We start from the raw sequence: 21,550 nt of genomic DNA, 5'->3' as shown, positions 1-21,550 counted from the left end.
TCGAATGGGGATTGAGGCAGGCGGGTTCCAGCCGGTATTGTAGCCGGCGGCGAGAACTCGCGAACGTGATCGAGTGGGATGAAGTTCCGGCCAAACGCGGATCTGATGGCGTCGGTGTTGGTGCACCTGATGCTGCTCGCGCTGATTTTCCTGTATTCGGAGGTCCATCAGTTCGATCCCGTCGCCGCTGACACAGTGCCGGTCGAGATCGTGACGCCGCAGGAGGTCGCTAAGAGCGAGATCAAGCCCGATCCGTCGCCGACCCCCGAACTGCAGCTGCCGTCGCTCGACAAGCCGGTGGAGTCAGCCAAGCCCGAACCATCAGCGCAGGCGGCCGCGCCACAGCCGCAGCAGAGCACGCCGGAGCCGCCGCAAACGCAGGCGACGCCGTCTGCGCCCAAGCCCAGCCCGGCTCCGCAACATGCCGCGGCTGAGCCGCCTACGGCGCCGGCACCTCAGACGCCACCGATGCCCCAGCCAATGCCGCCGCAACAGGCGCCGCCGTCACCACCTGCCGCTACGCAGCCCGAGCCTGACCTGTCCGTCAAATACAATGTCATGCTTGGCCTGCCGCCCGACATCTCCGTGAAGCCGCCCGCCGACGCGCCGTTCGGCGCCGGTCCCGGCAAGGACAATTTCGATGCCGCGGCCACCGAGCAGGCCGATGTCGGCTCCAGCGTGGCCGCCGAATTCCGACGCCATCTGAAGACCTGCATGAAACTCCCGCCGACGCTGAGCGCGGGCGATGACGTCAAGGTCAAGCTCAGGGTGTTCATGAAGCCTGACGGCAAGCTCGCCTCGTCGCCCCTGCTGATTGAAGCCACCGCATCGGCAAAGGGGCCGCTGTTGCTGCAGAGCGCGACCAAAGCGCTCGAGGCCTGCCAACCCTATGCGATGCTGCCGCGGGATCGCTACGGCGAATGGAAGGTGCTCGACCTCGATTTCACGCCGCGCGATTTTGCGTCGTGAGCGGAGGCAAGCGTCAGCTTCCCATCGCCTGCCAGGCATTCGAGGCGAATTGCCGGCGCCAGATCACGATCACGACCGCGGCGGTGGTGGCGAACAGCACCCAGGGGCTGACGAACCAGCCGAGATAGCCGAGCGCGAAGAAGAACGCGCGCTGGCCGCGGTTGAAGTGCCGGCCCGCGGTCTCGAACAGCCGGGTGGTGCGGATCACATGGGCCTCCGCCTCCGGCGTATCGCGCTGGCCGGCTGGCGGCATCGCGCCGAACAGGATCGCAACATAGTTGAACAGGCGATAGGCCCAGGCGAATTTGAAGAAGGTGTAGATGAAGATCAGGATCAGCCCGATGCACTTGACCTCCCACAGCGCGGGCGAGGGCGTGAGGTTGACCGGCAGCGCACCGAGCACGGCGAGCGCGTCGTTGGTGGCGCGCAGCAGCGCCAGCGCGCCGCCGATCGCGATCAGGCTGGTGGAGGCAAAGAACGCGGTGCCGTTTTGCAGCGACGTCATGATCTGCATGTCGACCATCCGCGCGTCGCGATTGAGCAGGTTCCTGACCCAGATTTCGCGATAGACATGCATCCGTGCCGACAGGCTGTCGCGCCCATAGGCGGTGTGCTCCAGCGTGATGGCGTAGACCAGCCATTCCAGCGCAAAGAAGCTCACGGCCAGGATGTCGACCCAATAGCCGGTCATGGTGCCTTCCTTCGTGAACGCGGCTGCTGGTCCGCGCTGCATCCCGCGTCATGTACGTACAGGTTGAACGCGTGCAATGCACTATGGCAAACTACCCTGGCAACAGGATTCCCGGACATGCTCAAGCTCGTCATCGGCAACAAGAACTATTCGTCATGGTCGATGCGGCCCTGGCTGGCGCTGCGCGCCAACAACATCCCGTTCGAGGAAATCTTCGTTCCGCTCTATACGGACCAGGCCGACAAGGACCGCATCCTCAGCTTCAGCAAGGCCGGCAAGGTGCCGACGCTGATCGACAGCGACGTCACGGTGTGGGATTCGCTCGCGATCATCGAATATCTGGCCGAGAAATTTCCCGAGGCGAAGCTCTGGCCTTCGGATCGCGCCGCGCGCGCGCACGCCCGCGCGATCTCGGCGGAGATGCACTCCGGATTCGTACCGCTGCGCAGCGAATGCGGCATGAATCTGCACCGGCCGATCCGCGCTGTCGCGTTGTCGGACGACGCGCGGTCCAATGTGGCGCGGATCGAGGAGATCTGGGCCGAGTGCCACGCGCGCCATGGCAGGCAGGGCCCGTTCCTGTTCGGGGCATTCTCCGCGGCGGACGCGATGTATGCCCCGGTGGTGCATCGCTTCCGCACCTACGCGATCCCGGTGAAGCCCGAGGCGCAGCATTATGTCGATGCCATGATGCAACTTCCGGCGTTTGCCGAATGGACTCGCGACGGCCTCGCCGAGACGCTGCGGATCGACCGATTCGAGGACGCCTGACGGCTTGCGCTTCCGAATTGTGACAGCGGTTGCAAAGATCGCGGCTTGACGCCGCGCGGCCGAAGGCGTCGAATCCGGAAGGCTGGTTTTGCAAGTCGTGAAAGGACTTAGACGATGGGCATTCTCGATTCTCTGGAAAATTCGCCGGAGCTGAAAGGCATGCTTGGCCAGCTCGGGGCGGCCGTGATCCCGGTCGTGCTCGGCGAGGTGATGGGCAATGGCGGGCAGGGCGGATTGTCCGCGATCGTCGCCAAGCTCGAGCAGGCGGGGCTCGGCGAGCAGGTCAAATCCTGGATCGGCACCGGCCAGAACCTACCGATCTCGGCTGAACAGCTCCAGGAGGTGCTGGGCAGCGACACGGTCAAGCAGCTCGCCGCCAAATTCAACATTCCGGTCGACCAGCTGTCCAAGGTGCTCGCCCAGCAACTTCCGGCGGCGGTCGATAGCGCAAGCCCCAACGGCAAGCTGCCGCATACCGCCTGAGCCTGGTGGAACCGGGTTCCGGCCGAGCTCGGCGTTCAATTTCTGATTGGCACGTAATTTGCTGCCTATCGCGCTGAAAAACCTGCAAAAATCGCAGCTACGCCATGCCCCAATCTTGCTGGATTTGGGGCGGGGCGATGTGCTATCTTGTCACGGGGTTCTCAAAATGCCGGCCAGAGCTATCGGGACTGTCAGTTCGGCCGGCAATCTCTAAGAAAATGGAGAGGGCGTTGAAGCATAAGTACTCGATTGGCGAGACCGTCTATTTCACGGCCAGCAACGTGGCGCGCCCGGCTGCGAGTGGCACCTATGAGGTGATCCGCCTGCTGCCGACCGATGGTGACGATTGCCAGTATCGCATCAAGAGCTCGACCGAAGCTTTCGAACGGGTGGCCAAGGAGAGTCAGCTCGCGCTGTCCTGAAGGAGCTTGTGCGCAAGCCGGTGGCTGGAGCGGGTTTCGCGCCGTCGCCGTCAAAAGGCCCTGTTCGCAGACCCATTGTGCTGAAGGTTGGACGTCGGGGTGGCGGCGTTCGCCGTCGCCGATTGTGCTTACGCTGCGTTGAGGGACATCGCGCATGAATTGGGCTTCCTCGCTGGATCAGATCTGGCGCTCACCGACCTTCCCGATGTGGCTGACGCTGGCCGCTGCGGGGTTTTTTGGGATCGTCGTTCTGGTCACGCTGCTGCGTGCGGAAAAATCCGTTGCCAACGGCGCGCTGACCGTGATCACGCTGCTGTCGATCGCGGTTGCGGTCGCCGCGACGATTCGTGGCTTCGGCCCGGGCGGACAGGCGGCGCCGGCCGATGCACGGACGGCGCAGTTGACCGGCCAGACGGTGCCGGCGCTGGCCTGCGTCGACGACCTCGCTGGAGACGCCGTTCTCAACGCCTGCGAAAAGGTGCTGTTCGGCTCATCGGATACCGCCGCGGCGGCGGTCAGCTATGCCGCAGCGCAGATCTCGCGCTTGACCGCGTTCGGCGATCTCGCAACCGCGGAGCGCAATTCAACCACCGAGTTGCAGGCGCTGCGCCGCGCCATCGAGCATGACCGGTACGGCCTGGTGGCCTATGCGCTGATGGCGCGCGACCACTGCACACCGACCGCGTGCCCGGCGTTCCGCTCGCTCGGCGACAATCATCAGATCATCGCCAACATGAACGAGCGGACTTACGAGAACCTGATCACGCGCTACGCGGGGTCCTGGAACGCGCCGGCCGGAGCGCAGGCGTCGGCCGCCACCGGTCTGGTCGCGGCGCTGCCGCCGTCGATGCCGACCGGCAAGCCGACCAATGCGGAGTTCCCGAGCGCGTCGTCGACGCCGCCGGTCAGCATCATGACACCCGAACCGGCCAAGCCGGCCGCAGCGGCGCCGCCGCCGGCCGCGCGCGCTGCCGCAGCTCCCGCAGCCCCGAAGCGGGCGCCCGCGGCGAAGCGTCCGGTCCAGATCGCGCCGGCCGCGCCAGCGCCGCCGCCGCCACCAGCCGCAGCGAGTGCGCCGGCGGCCGCGAACCAGGAGTAAGCGTGAAGACGGCGGCTTGAGCCGTCGTCATCGCTCCGTTCGGTGCAGTAAATCCCGATATCCACTGCCGCCTATATCGCTCCCTTTCCAAAGCGCTCGCCGGCCGCTACATCCGGCGCATGCCGCTGCATCTCATCAAGCTCGCCGTCGGTTGCGACTCCGTCAAGGAACTCAAGGGCTGGGTCGCCGAAAGGATGGCGACCGCGAAGAAAAAGGGCCTGCCGCTCCGTCACGTCCATGTCACGCGGATGACGCCGAAGCGCGAGGAGGAGATCCTTGCCGGCGGCTCGCTCTATTGGGTGATCCGTGGCGAGATCGCCGCACGCGAGAAGATCATCGCGATCGAGCCGTTCCGCGACAAGGACGGCATCGGACGCTGCCGGCTGGTGATGCAGCCCAAGGTGATCGCCGTCTCGCCGCGGCCGATGCGGCCGTTCCAGGGCTGGCGCTACCTGACCGCGGACTCGGCCCCGGCGGATCTCACCAAGTCGAGCGCGGCCAGCGTGGCATCGATGCCCGAGCCGATGCGCCGCGAGTTGCGCGACCTCGGCTTGCTCTGAGCAATCGGATCGCTGTGAGCGACCGGATCGCTGTGAGCGATCGAACGGCGGCAGCCGAGGATTACTGCTACTCGGTCACGAGATGGAGCCGACCCCATTCGGACGCCGGAATCTCGACATAGCGGCCGCCGCCCGCATTGCTGACGGCGACGTCGAGCAGTTCGTGATCGATCCCCATCTCGCCGAGATATCTTCGGAACTGGTCGGTGAAGATCGAGGTCAGGCTCTCGCGATGCTCGGGTGAGACGTTGGGCGCGAGCCGGTTGTTGATCGCCATGCCGCTCAGGACCACACGGCTGCCGGCGGGCAGGCTGCGATGCACGCCGCCCGAAAGCATCAGCACACAGGCGAAATCGCAGGCAGTGCCGGACAGCTTCTCCCTCGCATCGAGCGGCCCGCCGGGCCGCTTGAGCGCGAAGCACTCCTCCTCGGATTTCCCGCTGCAGGCCACGACGTCGGTCGCCGCGACCGCGGCATCGATCCCGCGATCGCGCAGGATCCGGCCGAGGCTGGAGGCGACATTGAGATTGGAATTCCCCTTGATGTTGATCACCACCGGCAGCTTGCGTCCGTTCTGCCGGTCGAGGATCGCCAGCAGGCGCTTGTAGGTGTCCCATTGCACAGCGCCCTCGGCCGCGATCCAGTCCGAGCAGCCCGGGCCGCAGGCATCCGGTGCACCATGCGCGACATAGAAGATCATCGCGCCGGGCGCCGAATTGACCCCGCCGACGGGCGGCCGGATTTGCGCCTGCGCGAGGCCTGCGGCCAACAGCGCGATGCCAAGAAGAATGCCCTGCCTGAAATAACTGCTCATTCCGATCGCCTCTGAAAGGCGCGATCATCCAGGCGTCGCGGGGACGGCGCAAGCACGCCCCGGGCGCCGCGGATGAGGCTGAGCCCTCTTACACGTTCGCATCTCGTTTGGGCGTGAACCGCATCACACTTTTGCGGATCCTGCTTTAGACTGCGATGTTATCGATCAGGCGCGTGCTGCCGAGCCTCGCCGCCACCAGCATCCGCGCCGGGCCATCCTTCAGCGAGCCGATCGGCGCCAGGGTGGCGGCGTGGCGAACTTCGAGATAGTCGAGCACGAAGCCGGCTTTCGTGATCAGCGCGGCGCCGGCGGCCATCGCGGTTGCGGTGTCCTCGCCGGCGTGCAGCCGGCCCGCCGCTTCTTTCATCACCCGATGGAGTTCGGGGGCGGCGCGCCGTTGCTCTTGCGAAAGGTAGACGTTGCGCGAGGACATCGCGAGGCCGTCGCGCTCGCGCACTGTTTTGCATCCGATCACCTTGACGCCGAGGTCGAGGTCGGCGGCCATCTGGCTCACAACCCGGAACTGCTGAAAGTCCTTCTCGCCGAAGATCGCAACATCGGGCCGGACCTGCGTGAACAGCTTGCCGACCACCGTGGCGACGCCGCCGAAGAAATGCGGCCGAAAGCGATCCTCGAGCCCGGCGGTGGCGGGCCCCTCCGGCACGATCCTGGTGGCAAACCCGTCCGGGTACATCGCTTTCACTTCGGGATGCCAGATCAGGTCGACGCCCTCGGCGGCGAGCTTGGCGAGGTCGGCCTTCCAGGTGCGCGGATACGAGCCGAAATCTTCCGTCGGCGCGAACTGGGTCGGGTTGACGAAGATTGAGACGACGACCCGCTTTGCGCGGCGCTTGGCAAGCCGTACCAGCGATACATGGCCGTCATGGAGGGCACCCATGGTTGGAACCAGAGCGACAGTCGCCTTCTTGGCGCGCAGGGTGTCGACGGCGCGGCGAAGGGCTGGGACGGTACGGACGACGGTGGGATTTCGCGGCATCTGGTCTCGGCTCGTGGGGCAATCTGGGTGGGACGAATTGGGGTGGAAGGTTTGGCATTCGGCAGGTAGCGCAGCTTACCAAGACCGAACCGCTGTCGGCAAACGGCCGCGACAAGCATTACGCGATCCCGCACGCGCGCTGGTCACAGGCGCCGTGCCATCGATCGACGCAGCTGATCGATTCATCATTGAGGACGGCTGCAATTGATTTCCTGTCGCAGTGATGCATTTCACTTGACCGCAGCGGCGCTCGATTTGAAGATCATTGCCGGGGTTTGAATCATGTTGGTGCAGGCTAGTCAGGGTCAATCCGGCTCCGCGCATGTCGTTGTGCTGGGCAACGAGAAGGGCGGTTCGGGCAAGTCGACCACCGCCCTGCATATCGCCGTCGCGCTCATGAAGGCCGGACAGCGCGTTGCGAGCATCGACCTCGACTGCCGCCAGCAAAGCTTCACCCGCTACATCAGCAATCGTCAGGCCTGGGCGCGGCGCTCCGGGCTCGATCTCGAACTCCCCGCGCACCACTGCATCAGGTACGGCGAGACGATGCAGATCGAGGAGAACGAGAACACCGAATTCCAGCAGTTCATGGCCGCGGTGAGCGCAGTGGAACGTGCTTATGATTTCATCGTCATCGATACTCCTGGCTCGGACAGCTACCTGATGCGGCTCGCGCATTCGATGGCCGACACGCTGGTGACCCCGATCAACGACAGCTTCCTCGATTTCGACGTGCTGGGCACCGTCGATCCCGCGACCTACGCGGTGACCGGCGAGAGCCATTACGCGGAGATGGTGCGCGACGTCAGACGCAAGCGCCGCCAACTCGACGGCGCCTCGACCGACTGGATCGTGGTGCGCAACCGGCTGTCGATGCTCGGCTCGCGCAACAAGCAGCTGGTCGCCGACGGCCTGAAGCAGCTGTCGCTGCGGCTCGGATTCCGTTCGGTCGACGGCTTTGCCGAGCGGGTGGTCTATCGCGAATTCTTCCCGCGTGGGCTGACCGCGCTCGACGACATCGACGAGGCGACGCTCGGCACCCGCCCGAGCCTGGGGCACGTCACCGCCCGCGAGGAGGTGATGAGCCTGTTGCGCCAGCTCAAGCTGCCGCTTGACGAGCGCGGACGCCGCCGGGCCGCCAACCGGGCCGAATGGTTCAGCCAGGTCGACAAGCCGCTCGAGGTCCACGACATCATCGGTAACTAGGATTGGCGTGCGGTGCCGGCCTATCGGTTCGGTTCCAGCACCGTCATCCCGAACGGTCCGCCGTTGGCGGCGGCCTGCGCCTCGGCATCGTTGACGTGATCGATCGCGCTTTCGTCGACCTGCTGGCCAGGCTCCGCCGCGGTTGTCCCGAGTTCGATGCCTGGTGGGGGAACCCATGACGTCGGCGGTAGTGTCGCCGGCAAGAAGGTGCGCAGCCACCCCAAGCGTGTCCGGCCGAATTTTCGAGTACGCCAGCTTCCAGGTGAATGACGATCCGGGTCCGAAGCTGATTATCTACACCGAAATCGGCTGAAATCCGTGGTTTTCCGGTGATTTTGGTCACAGCACGGCCAAAAAGACGGAACAAAGCTGCCCAAATCCAGTTACTCCTCAACGTCGATCCAAGGTTCGAACGCAACCTTGGGAACTCACATCGAAGGGTAGAGGAGAGCACGAGTCGTCGCGGTGAGGCCTGTGCACTTGCACAAACTATAGGTGCGGCGCACAACGTTATGCCACCGAAGCCACAATATTTGGACTTCCTGTCACGGCGCTGTGACATATATTCTCAAAAGGAGGCCGAAGAGCCTCCTGCCAAAATCGCCCTGTCAAAGGCGGGCACCTCGAGGACGTCATGAAGCGTGGAATTCTCGTTCTGCTTTCGCTCTCCGTGGTGATCACGGGTGCCTATTTCACTGCGAGCAAGTGGGCGATCCGTCACGAAACTCTCATGTTCAAGGACCCGACGCGCGATGAGCGGCCGGTTGCGGTCGATGTTGCCGTGCGCTTCGACAAGGAGATGCAGGCCGACGCTGGCATGATCAAGCTTCCGGTTGCGATCCTCAATCATGGCAATACCGTTAAATTCACCGAATATTCCTTCCTCGCGAACGTGTTCGCGGCGCGCGGCTATCTGACGATCAGCATTCAGAACGATCTGCCGTCGGACGGACCGATGGTGACCAAGGTCGGCGAGCTCTATGTCGGGCGCCTGCCGCAGTATCAGCGCGGCATCACCAACATCAAGTTCGCGATCGAGGAGATGAAGAAGCGTGAGCCGAACGCGGACTACAGCAAGCTGACGATGGTCGGCCATTCCAATGGCGGCGACATAGCGATGTATTTCGCCAAGCAGTATCCGGATGAAATCAAGAAGGTCGTCACGCTGGACAATCTGCGGGTGCCGTTCACGACCGACGGCAAGTTCAAGATTCTCTCATTCCGGTCTCACGATTCGCACTTCAAGCCCGATCCCGGCGTGGTGCCGGACGAGGAGGAGTGCGAGAAGGCCGGCATCACCGTTGTGAACACCAACTTCCAGCACAACGACATGCGCGACACCGGACCCGAGAAGGCCAAGGACTCGATCCAGGCCATGCTCGATAAATTCCTGGCCGACACCGACAGCGCTGTCGCACCGGTCGACACCACGAATGCGCCGCCGAAGATTCTGGAGCCCGGTCCGGTCTCGCTCTATGTGCCGGTCGAGAAGCCTCAGACCCTGACCGACAAGCTCAAGAAGTCGCTTTCGCTGACCAAGACAGAGACCAAGAAGGATCCGTCGGTCACGAATTGACAGGGCTGCCCGGGATCCGATCCGGGCAGAGAGGCCCGTCACGTTGACCAATCCGATGCGGCGGCCCACATAGTGTTTGCTATACGAGGCAAGCGCTGATGGCCGGCAAGACGATCAAACCGACATCCGGAAGCGATGTACGTCCCGCCAATGCGCCTGACGTGCCGGCGTCGAGTTCGAACGACATCGCCGCGTTCGTGGCGAAGGCGCGGGCGATGTCGCCGCATCGCGCCGGCGCGCGCGGCAGGCTGGTGTTCGCGCTCGACGCCACGATGAGCCGGCAGCCGACATGGGACATGGCGTGCACGCTCCAGGCGGACATGTTCCGCGAGGCCGGCTCTCTCGGCAGCCTCGATATCCGCCTCGTCTACTATCGCGGTTTCAACGAGTGCCGTGCCACCGGATGGATTTCCGACAGTGCGCAGCTGGCGCGGCTGATGAGCAAGATCGATTGCCAGGGCGGCAATACCCAGATCGGCAAGGTACTGTCGGAGACGCGCCGCGAGGCGGTCGCCTCAGGCGTGCGCGCGCTGGTGTTCGTGGGCGATGCGATGGAGGAGAGCGCCGACGACCTCTGTGCCAAGGCCGGCGAACTCGGTCTGCTCAAGGTGCCGGTCTTCATGTTCCAGGAAGGCGAGGATGCGGCTGCCGAGCAGACGTTTCGCGAGATCGCCCGGTTGACCGGCGGCGCATGGTGCAGGTTCGATCCCGGCGCGGCTGCACAGCTCCGCGAGTTGCTGCGCGCCGCCGCAGCCTATGCTGCCGGCGGCCGCGAGGCGCTGCTGCAGCTGGCGAAGACCACGAGTGGTGCAGCGCGGCTGATCGGCCAGATGCGATAGCGCCGCGTCGCGTCAGGCTCCGCCCGACGTTGCGGCTTTCGCAATTGCGCCGAGCAGCGCCGACATGTTCGCCGTGACCTGCCTGGTCGCTTCCGCAACGCCGTGCCGTGCGGCGAGCCAGGCCGGATCGTTGTAGGAGAGCCAGCAGTCGCCGGCTTGGTCCTGCCAGACCAGCGCCTTGAGCGGCAAATCGATCCCGATCGTCTGCGCTGCCTGCATCAAGGGCGTGCCACCCTTCGCATTGCCAAAGACGAAAACCTCGGTCGGGCGGAGCGCAAGACCGGCGGCTGCGGCGCCAGCGGCATGATCGACCTGCGCAAACACGGTCAGCCCGCGCGCCTGAAGTTCGGCCTTGAGCCGGTCGGCGGTTTGCTTCGGCCCGGCATCACTGCGAAGGCTGATCAGTCCGTCAATCGCCATCAAGCTTCCTCCGGCGCACTTGGCGCAAGCTCCTCAATCGCGGGAAGCAGCGCCACGCGGGGGCGCTTCACGCTCCGGTGAGACGAAGCTTCGCATGCTTTTTGTCGCCGGGCCGCTTATATTCCGCGCATGCCAACCCTGATCGCCGGCGTCGTCGCTATTGTCGTCCTTTATTCCGCGCTGCAGATGTTTCGTGCGGCCAATCCCGCTGTGCTCGCGCGCGCGATCAAGATCGGTGGCGGTGTGCTCGCGCTTGCCGTTGCGGCCTTCACCGGGGTACGAGGCGAGCTGGCGGTAGCAATACCGCTCGGCATCTTTGGCGCCGGACTGCTCGGCTGGTCGCCGTTCGGGAGCACCGGCTTTCCCAATTTCGGCGGCATGTTCGGCGGTTCGCGCAGCCCCGGACAAAGCTCGCGGGTGCGCTCGCACTATCTCGATATGAGCCTCGATCACGGCAGCGGCGTGCTCACGGGCCAGATCGTGGCGGGACCGCAGGCCGGCCGCATGCTCGATGAGTTCGACCTGTCGCAGCTGCTGGCGATGGTCCCGAGCTTCGACGCCGAAAGCGTCGCGCTACTTGAAAGCTATCTGGACCGCCGTTTTCCCGCCTGGCGTCAGGACGCACAGGGCGACCGGGCAGGGGGGCAGGGCCGTGCGGCGGCGAGCGGCAAAATGACCGATGAGGAGGCCTATCAGATCCTTGGCCTGCAGCCGGGAGCGTCGCGTGACGACATCGGCCGTGCTCACCGCACCCTGATGAAGAAACTCCATCCCGACCAGGGGGGCTCGACGTACCTCGCCGCCCGTGTGAACGAGGCCAAGGATACTTTGCTTCGCACGCATCTCTAAACTCCGGCTACGCTACCAACGCCACAGCCGAGAGCTGCCTTCCGCTTCTGATTGATGCCCCGTGTGGCCCGCCGCTGTCCGGCGTGGCCGATCGTTCTTTCGGGAAAACTTAACCGTAAAGTCTTGACGAGAAGTTTTCATGGTTGCGCCGCGTGCCGACAGCCGGTCGTTCTCGCGGGCGGCATGCCAAGCAAAAGGCCAAGCAAAAGGGCCGGCGCTTGCGGCGCCGGCCCTTTGAAATCAGCAGATAGCGTCGATCAGTTGCGAACGGTGATGCAGGAGATCTCGGCGCGCTTGAGCGTCTTGCAAGCCGCTTCGGCCTGATCGCGCTCAAGACCGGCAAAGCGGGCGCGATAAAGCTTGCGATTGTCCTTGGCGACGACTTCGGTGAACGGGTCCGCCTTGCTGAGCAGGCCGCGGGCCGAGCTGCGCGCGAGGTCGATGCGCTTGTTGGCCTCGCCCTCGGACTCCAGCGCGCCAACCTGGATGATCCAGCCGGTGTGCGCGACGCCCGGCTTGACGGCGCTGGTCTGCGGGGCGGCCTGCAGGCTGCGGGTGGGTTCGATCGACGCCACCGCCTGCGGCGCCGCAGGGGTGGGCGCATGGACGGCCGAGGCCGGCAGCACGCCGAGGATGCCGTTGCCGGTGCCGAAATTAGCCGGCTGCGGCGGCATCTCGGGCCTCGAGGTCTCGGCGGCCCGCGCCATCATCGCATTAGAGGTCTCGGGGATCTCGCCGCGCGACGGAATTGTGTTGGTGATCGGGGGCGCGGACTGTGCCGGACCGGCGGCGGCGAGCTTGACCGGGCCGGCCTTGACCTGCACGGTCTTCACCTTGACCGGTTTCATCGGTTCGGCCGAGCCGGGGATCGCGGCGATCGCCTGGGCCTGGATTACGCCGCTGGTCAGCGGCGCCGGCTCGGGCTTGGCCTGCGGCTCGGGCTTTGCCGGGGGCGGCGGCAGGGCGGCGGCGGCGGCCGCCATCAGCGACGGCTTGTTGGCCGGGCGCGGCGCCTGCATGGCGGCAGCGGCTGGCTCCGACGCCGCAGCCGGCGACGTGTCCGCGGCGCGCGCATTGTCGGCATCGGCAACCTCGACATTGGCGTCGGCCGGGTTGCGCTCGGTGATCGCGGCAGCGGTGCGGGTGGCCGCGCCCTTGCCGATGTTCTCGGCCAGCAGGTTGCGCATGATGGCGTCGCGGGAGCCGCCGCTGCGGCCGCCGAGCACCACGCCGACCAGGAAGCGGTTGCCCCGGTGGATCGAGGTCACGAGGTTGAAGCCGGAGGCGCGGGTGTAGCCGGTCTTGATGCCGTCGACCCCTTCGACGCTGCCGAGCAGACGATTGTGACCGGTGATCGTGTGGCCGCGGAAATTGAACGCCGTCGTCGAGAAGTAGCGATAATAGCGCGGGAAGCGATCCTGGATGGCACGGCCCAGCGTCGACTGATCGCGCGCCGTCGTGATCTGCTCGTCGTTGGGCAGGCCGGAGGCATTGCGATAGGTGGTGCGGCTCATGCCGAGCGCGCGGGCCTTGCGGGTCATCATGCGCGCGAAGTCATCTTCGCTGCCGCCGATCGCCTCGGCGATCACGACCGCGGCGTCGTTGGCGGAGCGGGTGACGAGGCCCTTGATGGCGTCTTCGACCTTGATGGTCTGGCCGGGCCGCAAGCCGAGCTTGGTCGGGTCCTGTTCGGAAGCATGCTCGGAAACCGGCATCTCGGTGTCGAGTTTCATCTTTCCGGAATCGAGGCGCTCGAACAGCAGATAGAGCGTCATGATCTTGGTGAGCGAGGCGGGGTGCCGCAGGCCGTCGGGACTGTTGGATGTCAGCACCGAGCCGGTATTGCCGTCGACGATGATCGACGCGAATTGCGGGCTGTAGCTTTCGCGCGCGTCCTCGCTGTGGTGATGACGGGCGGTATGACGCCGGTGACGGCGCGCCTCCGCGCTATCACTGGTGATCAGGATCGCCGTCGTGACGGTAACGAGCCCAAGAACGCCAACTCGCAGCGCCCGCGAGGAGGCAAAGGTTGTTCGAAGCATCTACTTCCCCGTCCCAATTTCTATCTAGATCACTGGCCCGTGAGGCGAAATTGTGCCCGGCGGCCGTCGATCCTTGCCTGCGCAACAAACCACTTCGGGCCAAGCTATCGGCCCCAGTGGCGGCTCAGGTCGCTCTTCTAGCTAAGGTGTTGTTCACAAACAGCTTTCGAGGCCGTCTGTCGGAAGGCGAACAAAGTCCGGGAATCAGGTTAGGCGGCCTGAGTTTCCAAAAGATTAAGCAACCGTTGCGCGGTCCCCCCGGGTTTATCGCAAATGCCGAAGATTCGGGCTGTGTGATTGTGCGTTGCACAATAATTGTTGACTATATTGTGCAATGCGATATTCCTATCGGCGTCAGGGGGCCGGGAGCTTCCCGGCAATGGGAATTTGCGCCTTCAAGTCTGGGAAAAGGAAATCCATCCATGGTCAAGATCGAAGACATTCAGAACTACGGCAAAGAGCATATCGAGTCCGTTACCGCGTCCGCTAACAACCTGCAGAGCGGCGTCCAGGCCATCGCCACCGCCTATGGCGACTATGCCAAGAAGTCCTTTGAGGACACCAAGTCGTTCGTCGAGAAGCTGTCGGGCGTGAAGTCGCTGGACAAGGCGCTCGAGGCCCAGACCGAGTACCTGCGCTCGTCCTACGAAACCTTCGTCGCGGAATCGCAGAAGATCGCCGGCCTGTACAGCGACTGCGCCAAGCAGACCTTCAAACCCTATGAAGGTCTGGTCTCCAAGTTTGCGCCCGCTGCTCAGTAAGCGTCGCTGACCTCCACAAACGAAAAGCCCGGCCATTCGGCCGGGCTTTTTTGTTGGACTTGGAGCGGGCGGCTATTTCGCCAGCCGCAGCTTGCTCAGCGCGGTTCCGATCGTATTGAACGTCGTCAGGATCTGGGTCGAGCTGGTCAGCATGAAGAACTTGTCGGGGCTGCTGGCGCAGTTCTTCAGGACGGTCGAGGTCGGATCGGCGGGCGAGTGCGTGTTCACCTGGATGGTGTAGATCGTGTACATTGGCGACCCGCCGGAATCCTTCGCGGCCTGCAGATTCTGGCACTGCAGGGCCTGCCGCACATCGATCGGATTGCCAGAGGCCTGGCTGCTGCCGTTGCCATAATCCGGCCAGCGGTCTTCGGTGTTCAAACCGTCGGACAAGAGGATGATGACCCGGTTATAGGTCGTGTTGGAATCCTCTGCCGGCGTGTTCAGTGGGCCGCCCACCAGCAAAGATTGCCACGCCCAGGCCAATCCAACTGACTGGTCGGTGCCACCGGTCGGCTGCATGGCATTGACCGCCGTCTTGAGCGCGCTCCAGTTGTAGCTCAGGGGGATGATCGGCTCGAGCGACGTCGAGGCGCTGCTGTTGCAATAGGCTGTGCTGTTTTCGAAATACTCGTAGGCGGGAAACAGCGTCGTGACATCGGACGACGCCGGCAGCACGCCGGTCGCATCGTTGGGTTGGGTGCGGTCTGTCACGCAGCCGGTCCAGGTGCTGATTGGGTTGGTGGAAGGTTGGCGCCAGTCATTTGCGACCCCGACGGCGTTGGGAGTCCAGATGTGGTCCTTGTTAGTGGTGCTAGTATTGTCCTTGAATCCGACCACGGCGGACACCCTCGGTTGACCGGGATTGTCTGTCAGGTCATTGGGACCGGGCTGTGTCCAGTTGTGAACATAGGTCAAGCCGGTGCAGTACTTGCTGCTGCCGCTGCCGAAGCAGTTGCAACCCGTGACGGGGGAGCCCGAGGAGTTCTTTGGGCAACTGCAATTCGAGCTTCCGCTACAGAATGTTTCCGTCAGGCCGGTCGGTTCACTGCTCCAGCAGCCATTGTACTTCACGAAGGTGTATGGAGCGGTGAACGTCTCGGCAGTCGGGCAAATGGGATTTTTGACGCTTGCGCCGTTGATCGTGACCGTCGTCGACGGAATCGTTGTGGTGGTCGAACTGTCGCTTGCTGTGGGACCCGTTTTACAAACGAAGCCACCGTTTGCGGCACCATTAGTATTGCCGAGGCTGTTGGTAAATGGGCACCTCGCGCCAGGTCCGACGGCATGCCAGTTGATGGGAAGTGTCGCCTGGAAACCGTTGATGTTGGCGGGCTGCGCGGTCGGAGGATTGAGCCAGTCGGTCCAGTCGATGTAGTTCTGGCTATAGTTGCTGGAGCCGAGGTTGACGGTCTTGGCGAACGGAATGACGGAGACATAGACGTCCCCGTTGTTCTTGCTCAGCGCACTGAGCTGGTCGATCAGGCCGCCGGTTCCGGCCACCGCGTTTCGTAATGCGGTGATCTTGCCGTCGTCCTTCATCGATCCCGTGTTGTCGAGGGCGAGGGCGACGCGCATCTTGACGTTGCCCCAGGTGCTGGTTGTCGAACTGCCGAAATTCATCGTCGAGGGATACCCCGCAACCTGCACGAAGTAGGTATTGATGTGGCCGGATCCGCTCAGGAGGATGGTCGCCGCCGTGTTCGAGGTCGGGGTCGTGTAGGTGGCCGAGACGGAAACGCCCTGGCTGTCCTTGTTGGTGAAGAGGGCGTTGAAGTAGCTCTGCGCCTTGCTGGGAATCTGCGCGGCCGTGATGTTGCCCATGGTCAGATCCTTGGACAGCATCAGCGCGGCCGAATCGAGCGCCGATTGCATCGCGGTGCGGGCGTTGTTGGCGCGGGTATAGTCGACCGCGACCCCTACGAAGGCGAAGATCGGCAGGATCGCGAAGGTGAAGATCACCGCGACATTGCCGTCGGTTGCCTTGGAAAACCGGCGGACAGCGGCGCGAACACGATTGGAAATGGCTGAGCCAAGCATAGCGCTCTCGTCAAAATGGATTGCGCGGCCATCTCCACGTTCGCGGCTAAACAGAAGGTGAATCGGGTCTTCGAAACCTCGGCCACCGGCCCGGTGGACGATCAAAAGCGGGGCAAAAGCGCTCGCTATCCTGAATGCCGTCTAAATTGGACGCCCGGCGCCTTTGTCAAATCAGGCAGAAATGATTAACCTTCCAAGGGTTGCCGCGCCGGGAATCGGACCGGTGGGCCGCGGCGGGTCAGCGCTTGCGGCAGGGCCTCGCGAGGCCCATATTCGGGAGGTCGATCCGGCCGCCGGATCGGACCGGGAGCGGCAATCTGGAAGCATTGCTGGCGGTTCCGCGATCAGTCTTGCGACCATCGCGACCACCATCCAATCGCCATCCGGTTTCCCCTGGGAAATTCAAACGCCTGAGCCATGCTGCGATCCACGTTGACAGTCCCGATCTCCGAGCCGGTTTCGTCCATGCCGGCGGTGCCCGCCGCGCCGGTGCCGAAAATGAGCAATGACGACAACCGCAATGGAGCGGGGAGCGGCCCCTCGACCTCGGTCATCACCAAGGTCAAGCCCAAGACCAAGCGCCCGAACCTGTATCGCGTCCTGATCCTGAACGACGACTACACGCCGATGGAGTTCGTGGTTCACGTGCTGGAACGATTCTTCAACAAGGACGCCGAGGCGGCGACCCAGATCATGCTGCACGTTCACCATCACGGGATCGGTGAGTGCGGCGTGTTTACCTATGAGATCGCCGAGACCAAGGTGACGCAAGTCATGGACTTCGCGCGCAAGCATCAGCATCCACTGCAATGTGTGATGGAAAAGAAATAGTTCGCGGGAACGATTGACCTGCCGCGGGAAGCGGAACGGGTCTTGCATCGCGTTTTTGACGGCAGCGAACGGCGTTCCCGAATGATCACGGGCGCGGCCGGATCAAGTCCTGGCGCCTGAATTTTAGAAGAAAACCATCATCGTGGGACCGGTCTTTCGCCACGATCCGTCGTAACTATATCAATGGCGATCACGAAGGTTGTTATTGCCTGACCCGGTAATGGCGATCATGATGGCCGGGGGCCATAGAGGACGCGAATGCCTACTTTTTCCCAAAGCCTAGAACAATCCTTGCATCGTGCATTGGCGATCGCGAACGAGCGTCACCATCAATACGCGACGCTCGAACATCTGCTGCTGTCGCTGATCGATGACTCGGATGCGGCGGCGGTGATGCGGGCCTGCAGCGTCGATCTCGACAAGCTCCGGACCAGTCTCGTCAATTATCTCGAGACCGAATTCGAGAACCTGGTGACGGACGGCGCCGACGACGCGAAGCCGACCGCCGGGTTCCAGCGCGTGATCCAGCGCGCGGTGATTCACGTCCAGTCGTCCGGTCGCGAGGAGGTGACCGGCGCCAATGTGCTGATCGCGATCTTCGCGGAGCGCGAGAGCCACGCCGCGTATTTCCTGCAGGAGCAGGACATGACGCGCTACGACGCCGTCAACTACATCAGCCATGGCATCGCCAAGCGGCCCGGAGTGTCCGAGGCGCGGCCGGTGCGCGGCGTCGACGAGGAAACCGAAACCAAGGGCAACGAGGACGCCAAGAAGAAGGGCGAGGCGCTCGATACCTATTGCGTCAACCTCAACAAGAAGGCGCGGGACGGCAAGATCGATCCGGTGATCGGCCGCAATGCCGAGATCAGCCGTGCGATCCAGGTGCTGTGCCGCCGCCAGAAGAACAACCCGCTGTTCGTCGGCGAAGCCGGCGTCGGCAAGACCGCGATCGCCGAAGGCCTCGCCAAGCGCATCGTCGACAGCGATGTGCCGGACGTGCTGGCGGCCGCGACCGTGTTCTCGCTCGACATGGGCACGCTGCTTGCGGGCACCCGCTATCGCGGCGATTTCGAGGAGCGGCTGAAGCAGGTCTTGAAGGAGCTGGAGGCGCATCCGAACGCCATCCTGTTCATCGACGAGATCCATACCGTGATCGGCGCCGGCGCCACCTCCGGCGGCGCGATGGACGCATCCAATCTGCTCAAGCCGGCGCTGGCCTCCGGCACGATCCGCTGCATGGGCTCGACCACCTACAAGGAATATCGTCAGCACTTCGAGAAGGACCGCGCGCTGGTGCGGCGCTTCCAGAAGATCGACGTCAACGAGCCGACCGTGGAAGACGCGATCGCGATCCTCAAGGGCCTGAAGCCCTATTTCGAGGATTACCACCGGCTGAAATACACCAATGAGGCGATCGAGGCGGCGGTGCAGCTGTCCTCGCGCTACATCCACGACCGCAAGCTGCCCGACAAGGCGATCGACGTGATCGACGAATCCGGCGCGGCGCAGATGCTGGTCGCTGAGAGCAAGCGCAAGAAGACGATCGGCATCAAGGAGATCGAGACCACGATCGCGACCATGGCGCGGATTCCGCCGAAGAGCGTGTCGAAGGACGATGCCGAGGTGCTGAAGCATCTCGAGCAGACGCTGAAGCGCACTGTGTTCGGTCAGGACAAGGCGATTGAAGCGCTGGCCGCATCGATCAAGCTGTCGCGGGCCGGCCTGCGCGAGCCGGAAAAGCCGATCGGCTCGTATCTGTTCTCGGGTCCGACCGGCGTCGGCAAGACCGAGGTGGCAAAGCAGCTCGCGGCCTCGCTTGGCGTCGAACTGATCCGGTTCGACATGTCGGAATATATGGAGCGGCACACCGTGTCGCGCCTGATCGGCGCACCTCCCGGCTATGTCGGCTTCGACCAGGGCGGCCTGCTCACCGATGGCGTGGACCAGCATCCGCATTGCGTGGTGCTGCTCGACGAAATCGAGAAGGCGCATCCGGATCTCTACAACGTGCTGCTGCAGATCATGGATCATGGCCGGCTCACCGACCATAACGGCAAGCAGGTCAACTTCCGCAACGTGATCCTGATCATGACCACGAATGCGGGCGCGGCCGACCTCGCGCGACAGGCCTTCGGCTTCACCCGCTCGAAGCGGGAAGGCGACGATCACGAGGCGATCAACCGCCAGTTCGCGCCGGAGTTCCGCAACCGGCTGGATGCGATCGTCTCGTTCGCGCACCTCAATGCCGAGGTGATCGGCATGGTGGTCGAGAAGTTCGTGCTGCAGCTGGAGGCGCAGCTCGCCGACCGCGACGTCACGATTGAGCTGTCCGAGCCCGCCAAGGCCTGGCTGATCGAGCACGGCTATGACGAGCAGATGGGCGCGCGTCCGATGGCGCGCATCATCCAGGAGCACATCAAGAAGCCGCTCGCGGATGAAGTTCTGTTCGGCCAGCTCAAGGGTGGCGGACACGTCCGCGTCGTCCTGGTCAAGGACGAGGCGACCGCCAAGGACAAGATCGGCTTCGAGTATGTCGAGGGCCCGGTCACGCCGAAGCCCGAGAGCCTGCCGCCGCGCAAGCGCAAGCCGCCGAAGGGCGGTCCGAACAACGGCGGCGGAGGCGGCACCAAGGGGCCGGCCTCAAAGGGGCCGATGGTCAAGGTCTGAGGGGCTTACAAGTACGAAATCGAAAAGGCCGGCTCACAGCCGGCCTTTTTGTTAGCGGCGATGAAGGGCGTATCGGCCGCGCCGCGTCACTCGCCCTTCAGGCGCTGGCCCTCATGGACCCGCACTTGGTCGGCGCCGCGGCTGCCGGCCGAGGACAGCCTCAGCGTGCTCAGCGCCGCACCCACGACGGCAAAGCCGACGCCGACCATCAGCGAGATCCTGGTGCCGTCGGCCGGATAGCGCGCCAGCAGCATCGCCACCAAGGCGGCGCCGATGGTCTGTCCGAGCAGGCGCGCGGTCCCTAACATTCCGCTGGCACCGCCCGAGCGCTCCCGCGGCGCGGCGGCGATCATGGTGCGGTTGTTCGGGGTCTGGAACAGGCCGAAGCCGGCGCCGGCGAGCGCCATGCGCCAGATCACGTCGATCGGCGTCGCATTGGCCGGCATCAACGCCAGCGTGCCCAATCCCGTTGCGAACAGCAGCAGGCCGAGGCCGCCGAGCAGCCCGGCCGGATAGCGCTCGACCAGCCAGCCGGCGAGCGGGGCGGCGAATGCGACCGCGATCGGCCACGGTGTGATCAGGAGGCCGATCTGCACCGCGGAATACCCGAAATGGTTCTCGAGATAAAACGGCATCGCGACAAAGGCCAGCATCTGGCCGCAGAACGAGGCGATCGAGGTGCCGATCGAGAGCGCGAAGATCGGAATTTGCAGGAGGTCAACGGGCAACAGCGGCGAGGGCAGATGCTGCTGCCGCCGGTACAGCAGATGCGACGCGACCGCGGCAATGGCGAACTCCAGCGCGCAGAGATAAAGCGCCTCGCCGTGGCCGGCGCTGTCGATCGCGCTGATGCCAAATCCGAATGCGATGGCGCTCATGGCGGCGCTTTGCCAATCGAAGGCGTGAACCGCGGGCTGCGTATGCGGCAGGAAGCGCCAGCCCAGCGCCAGCGTGACGATGCCGAGCGGGACATTGATGGCGAACAGATACGGCCAGGTCCCGACCGCCAGGACGAACGAGGCGATGGTCGGGCCGACCGCGGCCGAGATCGCGACGACCAGCGCATTGACGCCGATGCCGCGGCCGAGCTGCGAATGCAGATAGATGAAGCGGACCAGCGCGGTGTTGACGCTGAGGATTCCGGCAGCGCCAAATCCTTGCAGGATACGGGCGATCGTGAGCAGCGGCAGCGTATGCGACAGCGCGCAGAACAGCGACGCCAGCGTGAACAGCAACAGCCCCGCCAGATAGACGCGGCGATAGCCGATGATTTCGCCGAGCGACGCCAGCGGCAACAGCGAGATCGTGATCGCCAGCTGATAGCCGTTGACGATCCAGATCGAGAATGCGGGGCTGGCGTCGAGATCCCGGGCAATGGTCGGCAGCGCCACGTTGGCGATCGAGCCGTCGACGACGGCCATCACGAGGCCGAGCGCGATCGTGAGAATGGCCCAATTGCGCTGCGGCTGCGGCAGCCCGTCGGGATGCTCAATGATCGCGGACGACATGTCGT

21 protein-coding genes are annotated in these 21,550 nt (G+C 64.1%); 13 read left to right on the top strand and 8 right to left on the bottom strand.

Annotation, left to right across the window (positions count from 1 at the left end; genetic code table 11):
- Positions 1-78 precede the first annotated feature (78 nt).
- A complete protein-coding gene (locus ABIB78_RS18695; RefSeq protein ID WP_429027165.1) occupies positions 79-969 on the top strand; it encodes a hypothetical protein in 891 nt (296 codons plus the stop codon).
- Positions 970-982: 13 nt separating this feature from the next.
- Here ABIB78_RS18695 and ABIB78_RS18690 read toward each other — a convergent pair whose 3' ends face one another.
- Positions 983-1,660, bottom strand: coding sequence for a DUF599 domain-containing protein (locus ABIB78_RS18690; RefSeq protein ID WP_429027164.1), 678 nt, complete (start codon positions 1,658-1,660; stop codon positions 983-985).
- A gap of 117 nt (positions 1,661-1,777) precedes the next feature.
- Between ABIB78_RS18690 and ABIB78_RS18685 the strand changes: the two genes are divergently transcribed.
- The 5 genes from ABIB78_RS18685 to ABIB78_RS18665 all read left to right on the top strand — a co-directional run bounded on the left by ABIB78_RS18685 (position 1,778) and on the right by ABIB78_RS18665 (position 4,995).
- The gene (locus tag ABIB78_RS18685; protein ID WP_429027161.1) at positions 1,778-2,431 is read left to right on the top strand and encodes a glutathione S-transferase family protein; all 654 of its coding nucleotides are present in this window, start codon (positions 1,778-1,780) and stop codon (positions 2,429-2,431) included.
- Positions 2,432-2,545: 114 nt separating this feature from the next.
- Positions 2,546-2,914 carry a YidB family protein gene (locus tag ABIB78_RS18680; RefSeq protein ID WP_429027160.1) on the top strand — a complete coding sequence of 123 codons (369 nt, stop codon included), beginning with the start codon at positions 2,546-2,548 and terminating at the stop codon, positions 2,912-2,914.
- A 218-nt stretch (positions 2,915-3,132) separates the two neighbouring features.
- A complete protein-coding gene (locus ABIB78_RS18675) occupies positions 3,133-3,336 on the top strand; it encodes a hypothetical protein (RefSeq protein ID WP_429027158.1) in 204 nt (67 codons plus the stop codon).
- A 154-nt stretch (positions 3,337-3,490) separates the two neighbouring features.
- Positions 3,491-4,435: a hypothetical protein gene (locus ABIB78_RS18670; RefSeq protein WP_429027155.1), complete on the top strand. Its 945-nt coding sequence runs from the start codon at positions 3,491-3,493 to the stop codon at positions 4,433-4,435.
- A gap of 119 nt (positions 4,436-4,554) precedes the next feature.
- A complete protein-coding gene (locus ABIB78_RS18665) occupies positions 4,555-4,995 on the top strand; it encodes a DUF1489 family protein (RefSeq protein WP_038385799.1) in 441 nt (146 codons plus the stop codon).
- Positions 4,996-5,062: 67 nt separating this feature from the next.
- Here ABIB78_RS18665 and ABIB78_RS18660 read toward each other — a convergent pair whose 3' ends face one another.
- Together ABIB78_RS18660 and panC are read right to left on the bottom strand one after the other, a co-directional pair.
- Positions 5,063-5,809, bottom strand: a complete 747-nt coding sequence (locus ABIB78_RS18660) for a hypothetical protein (protein WP_429027153.1) — start codon at positions 5,807-5,809, stop codon at positions 5,063-5,065.
- A gap of 145 nt (positions 5,810-5,954) precedes the next feature.
- On the bottom strand, positions 5,955-6,806 hold the full coding sequence (gene panC / locus ABIB78_RS18655; protein ID WP_429027151.1) for a pantoate--beta-alanine ligase: 852 nt from the start codon (positions 6,804-6,806) through the stop codon (positions 5,955-5,957).
- A gap of 282 nt (positions 6,807-7,088) precedes the next feature.
- Between panC and ABIB78_RS18650 the strand changes: the two genes are divergently transcribed.
- A complete protein-coding gene (locus ABIB78_RS18650; protein WP_429027149.1) occupies positions 7,089-8,012 on the top strand; it encodes a division plane positioning ATPase MipZ in 924 nt (307 codons plus the stop codon).
- 20 nt (positions 8,013-8,032) lie between these two features.
- On the opposite strand, the gene ABIB78_RS18645 is transcribed toward ABIB78_RS18650, so the two are convergent.
- Positions 8,033-8,215 (bottom strand): hypothetical protein, encoded by a 183-nt coding sequence (locus ABIB78_RS18645; RefSeq protein WP_429027146.1) that lies wholly within the window; start codon positions 8,213-8,215, stop codon positions 8,033-8,035.
- Positions 8,216-8,646: 431 nt separating this feature from the next.
- Between ABIB78_RS18645 and ABIB78_RS18640 the strand changes: the two genes are divergently transcribed.
- Together ABIB78_RS18640 and ABIB78_RS18635 are read left to right on the top strand one after the other, a co-directional pair.
- Positions 8,647-9,588, top strand: coding sequence for an alpha/beta fold hydrolase (locus ABIB78_RS18640; protein WP_429027144.1), 942 nt, complete (start codon positions 8,647-8,649; stop codon positions 9,586-9,588).
- Between the two features lie 98 nt (positions 9,589-9,686).
- Positions 9,687-10,427, top strand: coding sequence for a VWA domain-containing protein (locus ABIB78_RS18635; RefSeq protein WP_429027142.1), 741 nt, complete (start codon positions 9,687-9,689; stop codon positions 10,425-10,427).
- 12 nt (positions 10,428-10,439) lie between these two features.
- On the opposite strand, the gene ABIB78_RS18630 is transcribed toward ABIB78_RS18635, so the two are convergent.
- The gene (locus ABIB78_RS18630) at positions 10,440-10,847 is read right to left on the bottom strand and encodes a DUF302 domain-containing protein (RefSeq protein WP_429027140.1); all 408 of its coding nucleotides are present in this window, start codon (positions 10,845-10,847) and stop codon (positions 10,440-10,442) included.
- 129 nt (positions 10,848-10,976) lie between these two features.
- Here ABIB78_RS18630 and ABIB78_RS18625 point away from each other — a divergent pair, with 129 nt between their 5' ends.
- A complete protein-coding gene (locus ABIB78_RS18625) occupies positions 10,977-11,696 on the top strand; it encodes a DnaJ domain-containing protein (RefSeq protein WP_429027137.1) in 720 nt (239 codons plus the stop codon).
- Between the two features lie 257 nt (positions 11,697-11,953).
- On the opposite strand, the gene ABIB78_RS18620 is transcribed toward ABIB78_RS18625, so the two are convergent.
- Complete coding sequence (locus ABIB78_RS18620) at positions 11,954-13,738, bottom strand: serine hydrolase (protein ID WP_429027134.1); 1,785 nt, start codon at positions 13,736-13,738, stop codon at positions 11,954-11,956.
- A gap of 422 nt (positions 13,739-14,160) precedes the next feature.
- On the opposite strand from ABIB78_RS18620, the gene ABIB78_RS18615 reads away from it, so the two are divergent.
- Positions 14,161-14,499: a phasin family protein gene (locus ABIB78_RS18615; protein WP_429027131.1), complete on the top strand. Its 339-nt coding sequence runs from the start codon at positions 14,161-14,163 to the stop codon at positions 14,497-14,499.
- A 72-nt stretch (positions 14,500-14,571) separates the two neighbouring features.
- Here the strand turns inward: ABIB78_RS18615 and ABIB78_RS18610 are convergent, their stop codons facing one another.
- Complete coding sequence (locus ABIB78_RS18610) at positions 14,572-16,539, bottom strand: pilus assembly protein TadG-related protein (protein WP_429027409.1); 1,968 nt, start codon at positions 16,537-16,539, stop codon at positions 14,572-14,574.
- A 498-nt stretch (positions 16,540-17,037) separates the two neighbouring features.
- On the opposite strand from ABIB78_RS18610, the gene clpS reads away from it, so the two are divergent.
- Together clpS and clpA are read left to right on the top strand one after the other, a co-directional pair.
- Complete coding sequence (gene clpS / locus ABIB78_RS18605; RefSeq protein ID WP_092125690.1) at positions 17,038-17,370, top strand: ATP-dependent Clp protease adapter ClpS; 333 nt, start codon at positions 17,038-17,040, stop codon at positions 17,368-17,370.
- 258 nt (positions 17,371-17,628) lie between these two features.
- Positions 17,629-20,037, top strand: coding sequence for an ATP-dependent Clp protease ATP-binding subunit ClpA (gene clpA, locus ABIB78_RS18600; protein WP_429027127.1), 2,409 nt, complete (start codon positions 17,629-17,631; stop codon positions 20,035-20,037).
- 86 nt (positions 20,038-20,123) lie between these two features.
- On the opposite strand, the gene ABIB78_RS18595 is transcribed toward clpA, so the two are convergent.
- Positions 20,124-21,545, bottom strand: coding sequence for an MFS transporter (locus tag ABIB78_RS18595; protein WP_429027125.1), 1,422 nt, complete (start codon positions 21,543-21,545; stop codon positions 20,124-20,126).
- Between the last annotated feature and the right edge of the window lie 5 nt (positions 21,546-21,550).

This window comes from Bradyrhizobium sp. I1.14.4 (genome assembly GCF_050435825.1).
Taxonomy (GTDB): Bacteria; Pseudomonadota; Alphaproteobacteria; order Rhizobiales; family Xanthobacteraceae; genus Bradyrhizobium.
Note: the sequence above shows the minus strand (reverse complement) of the source record. Positions and strands in the feature narration are given on the sequence as shown.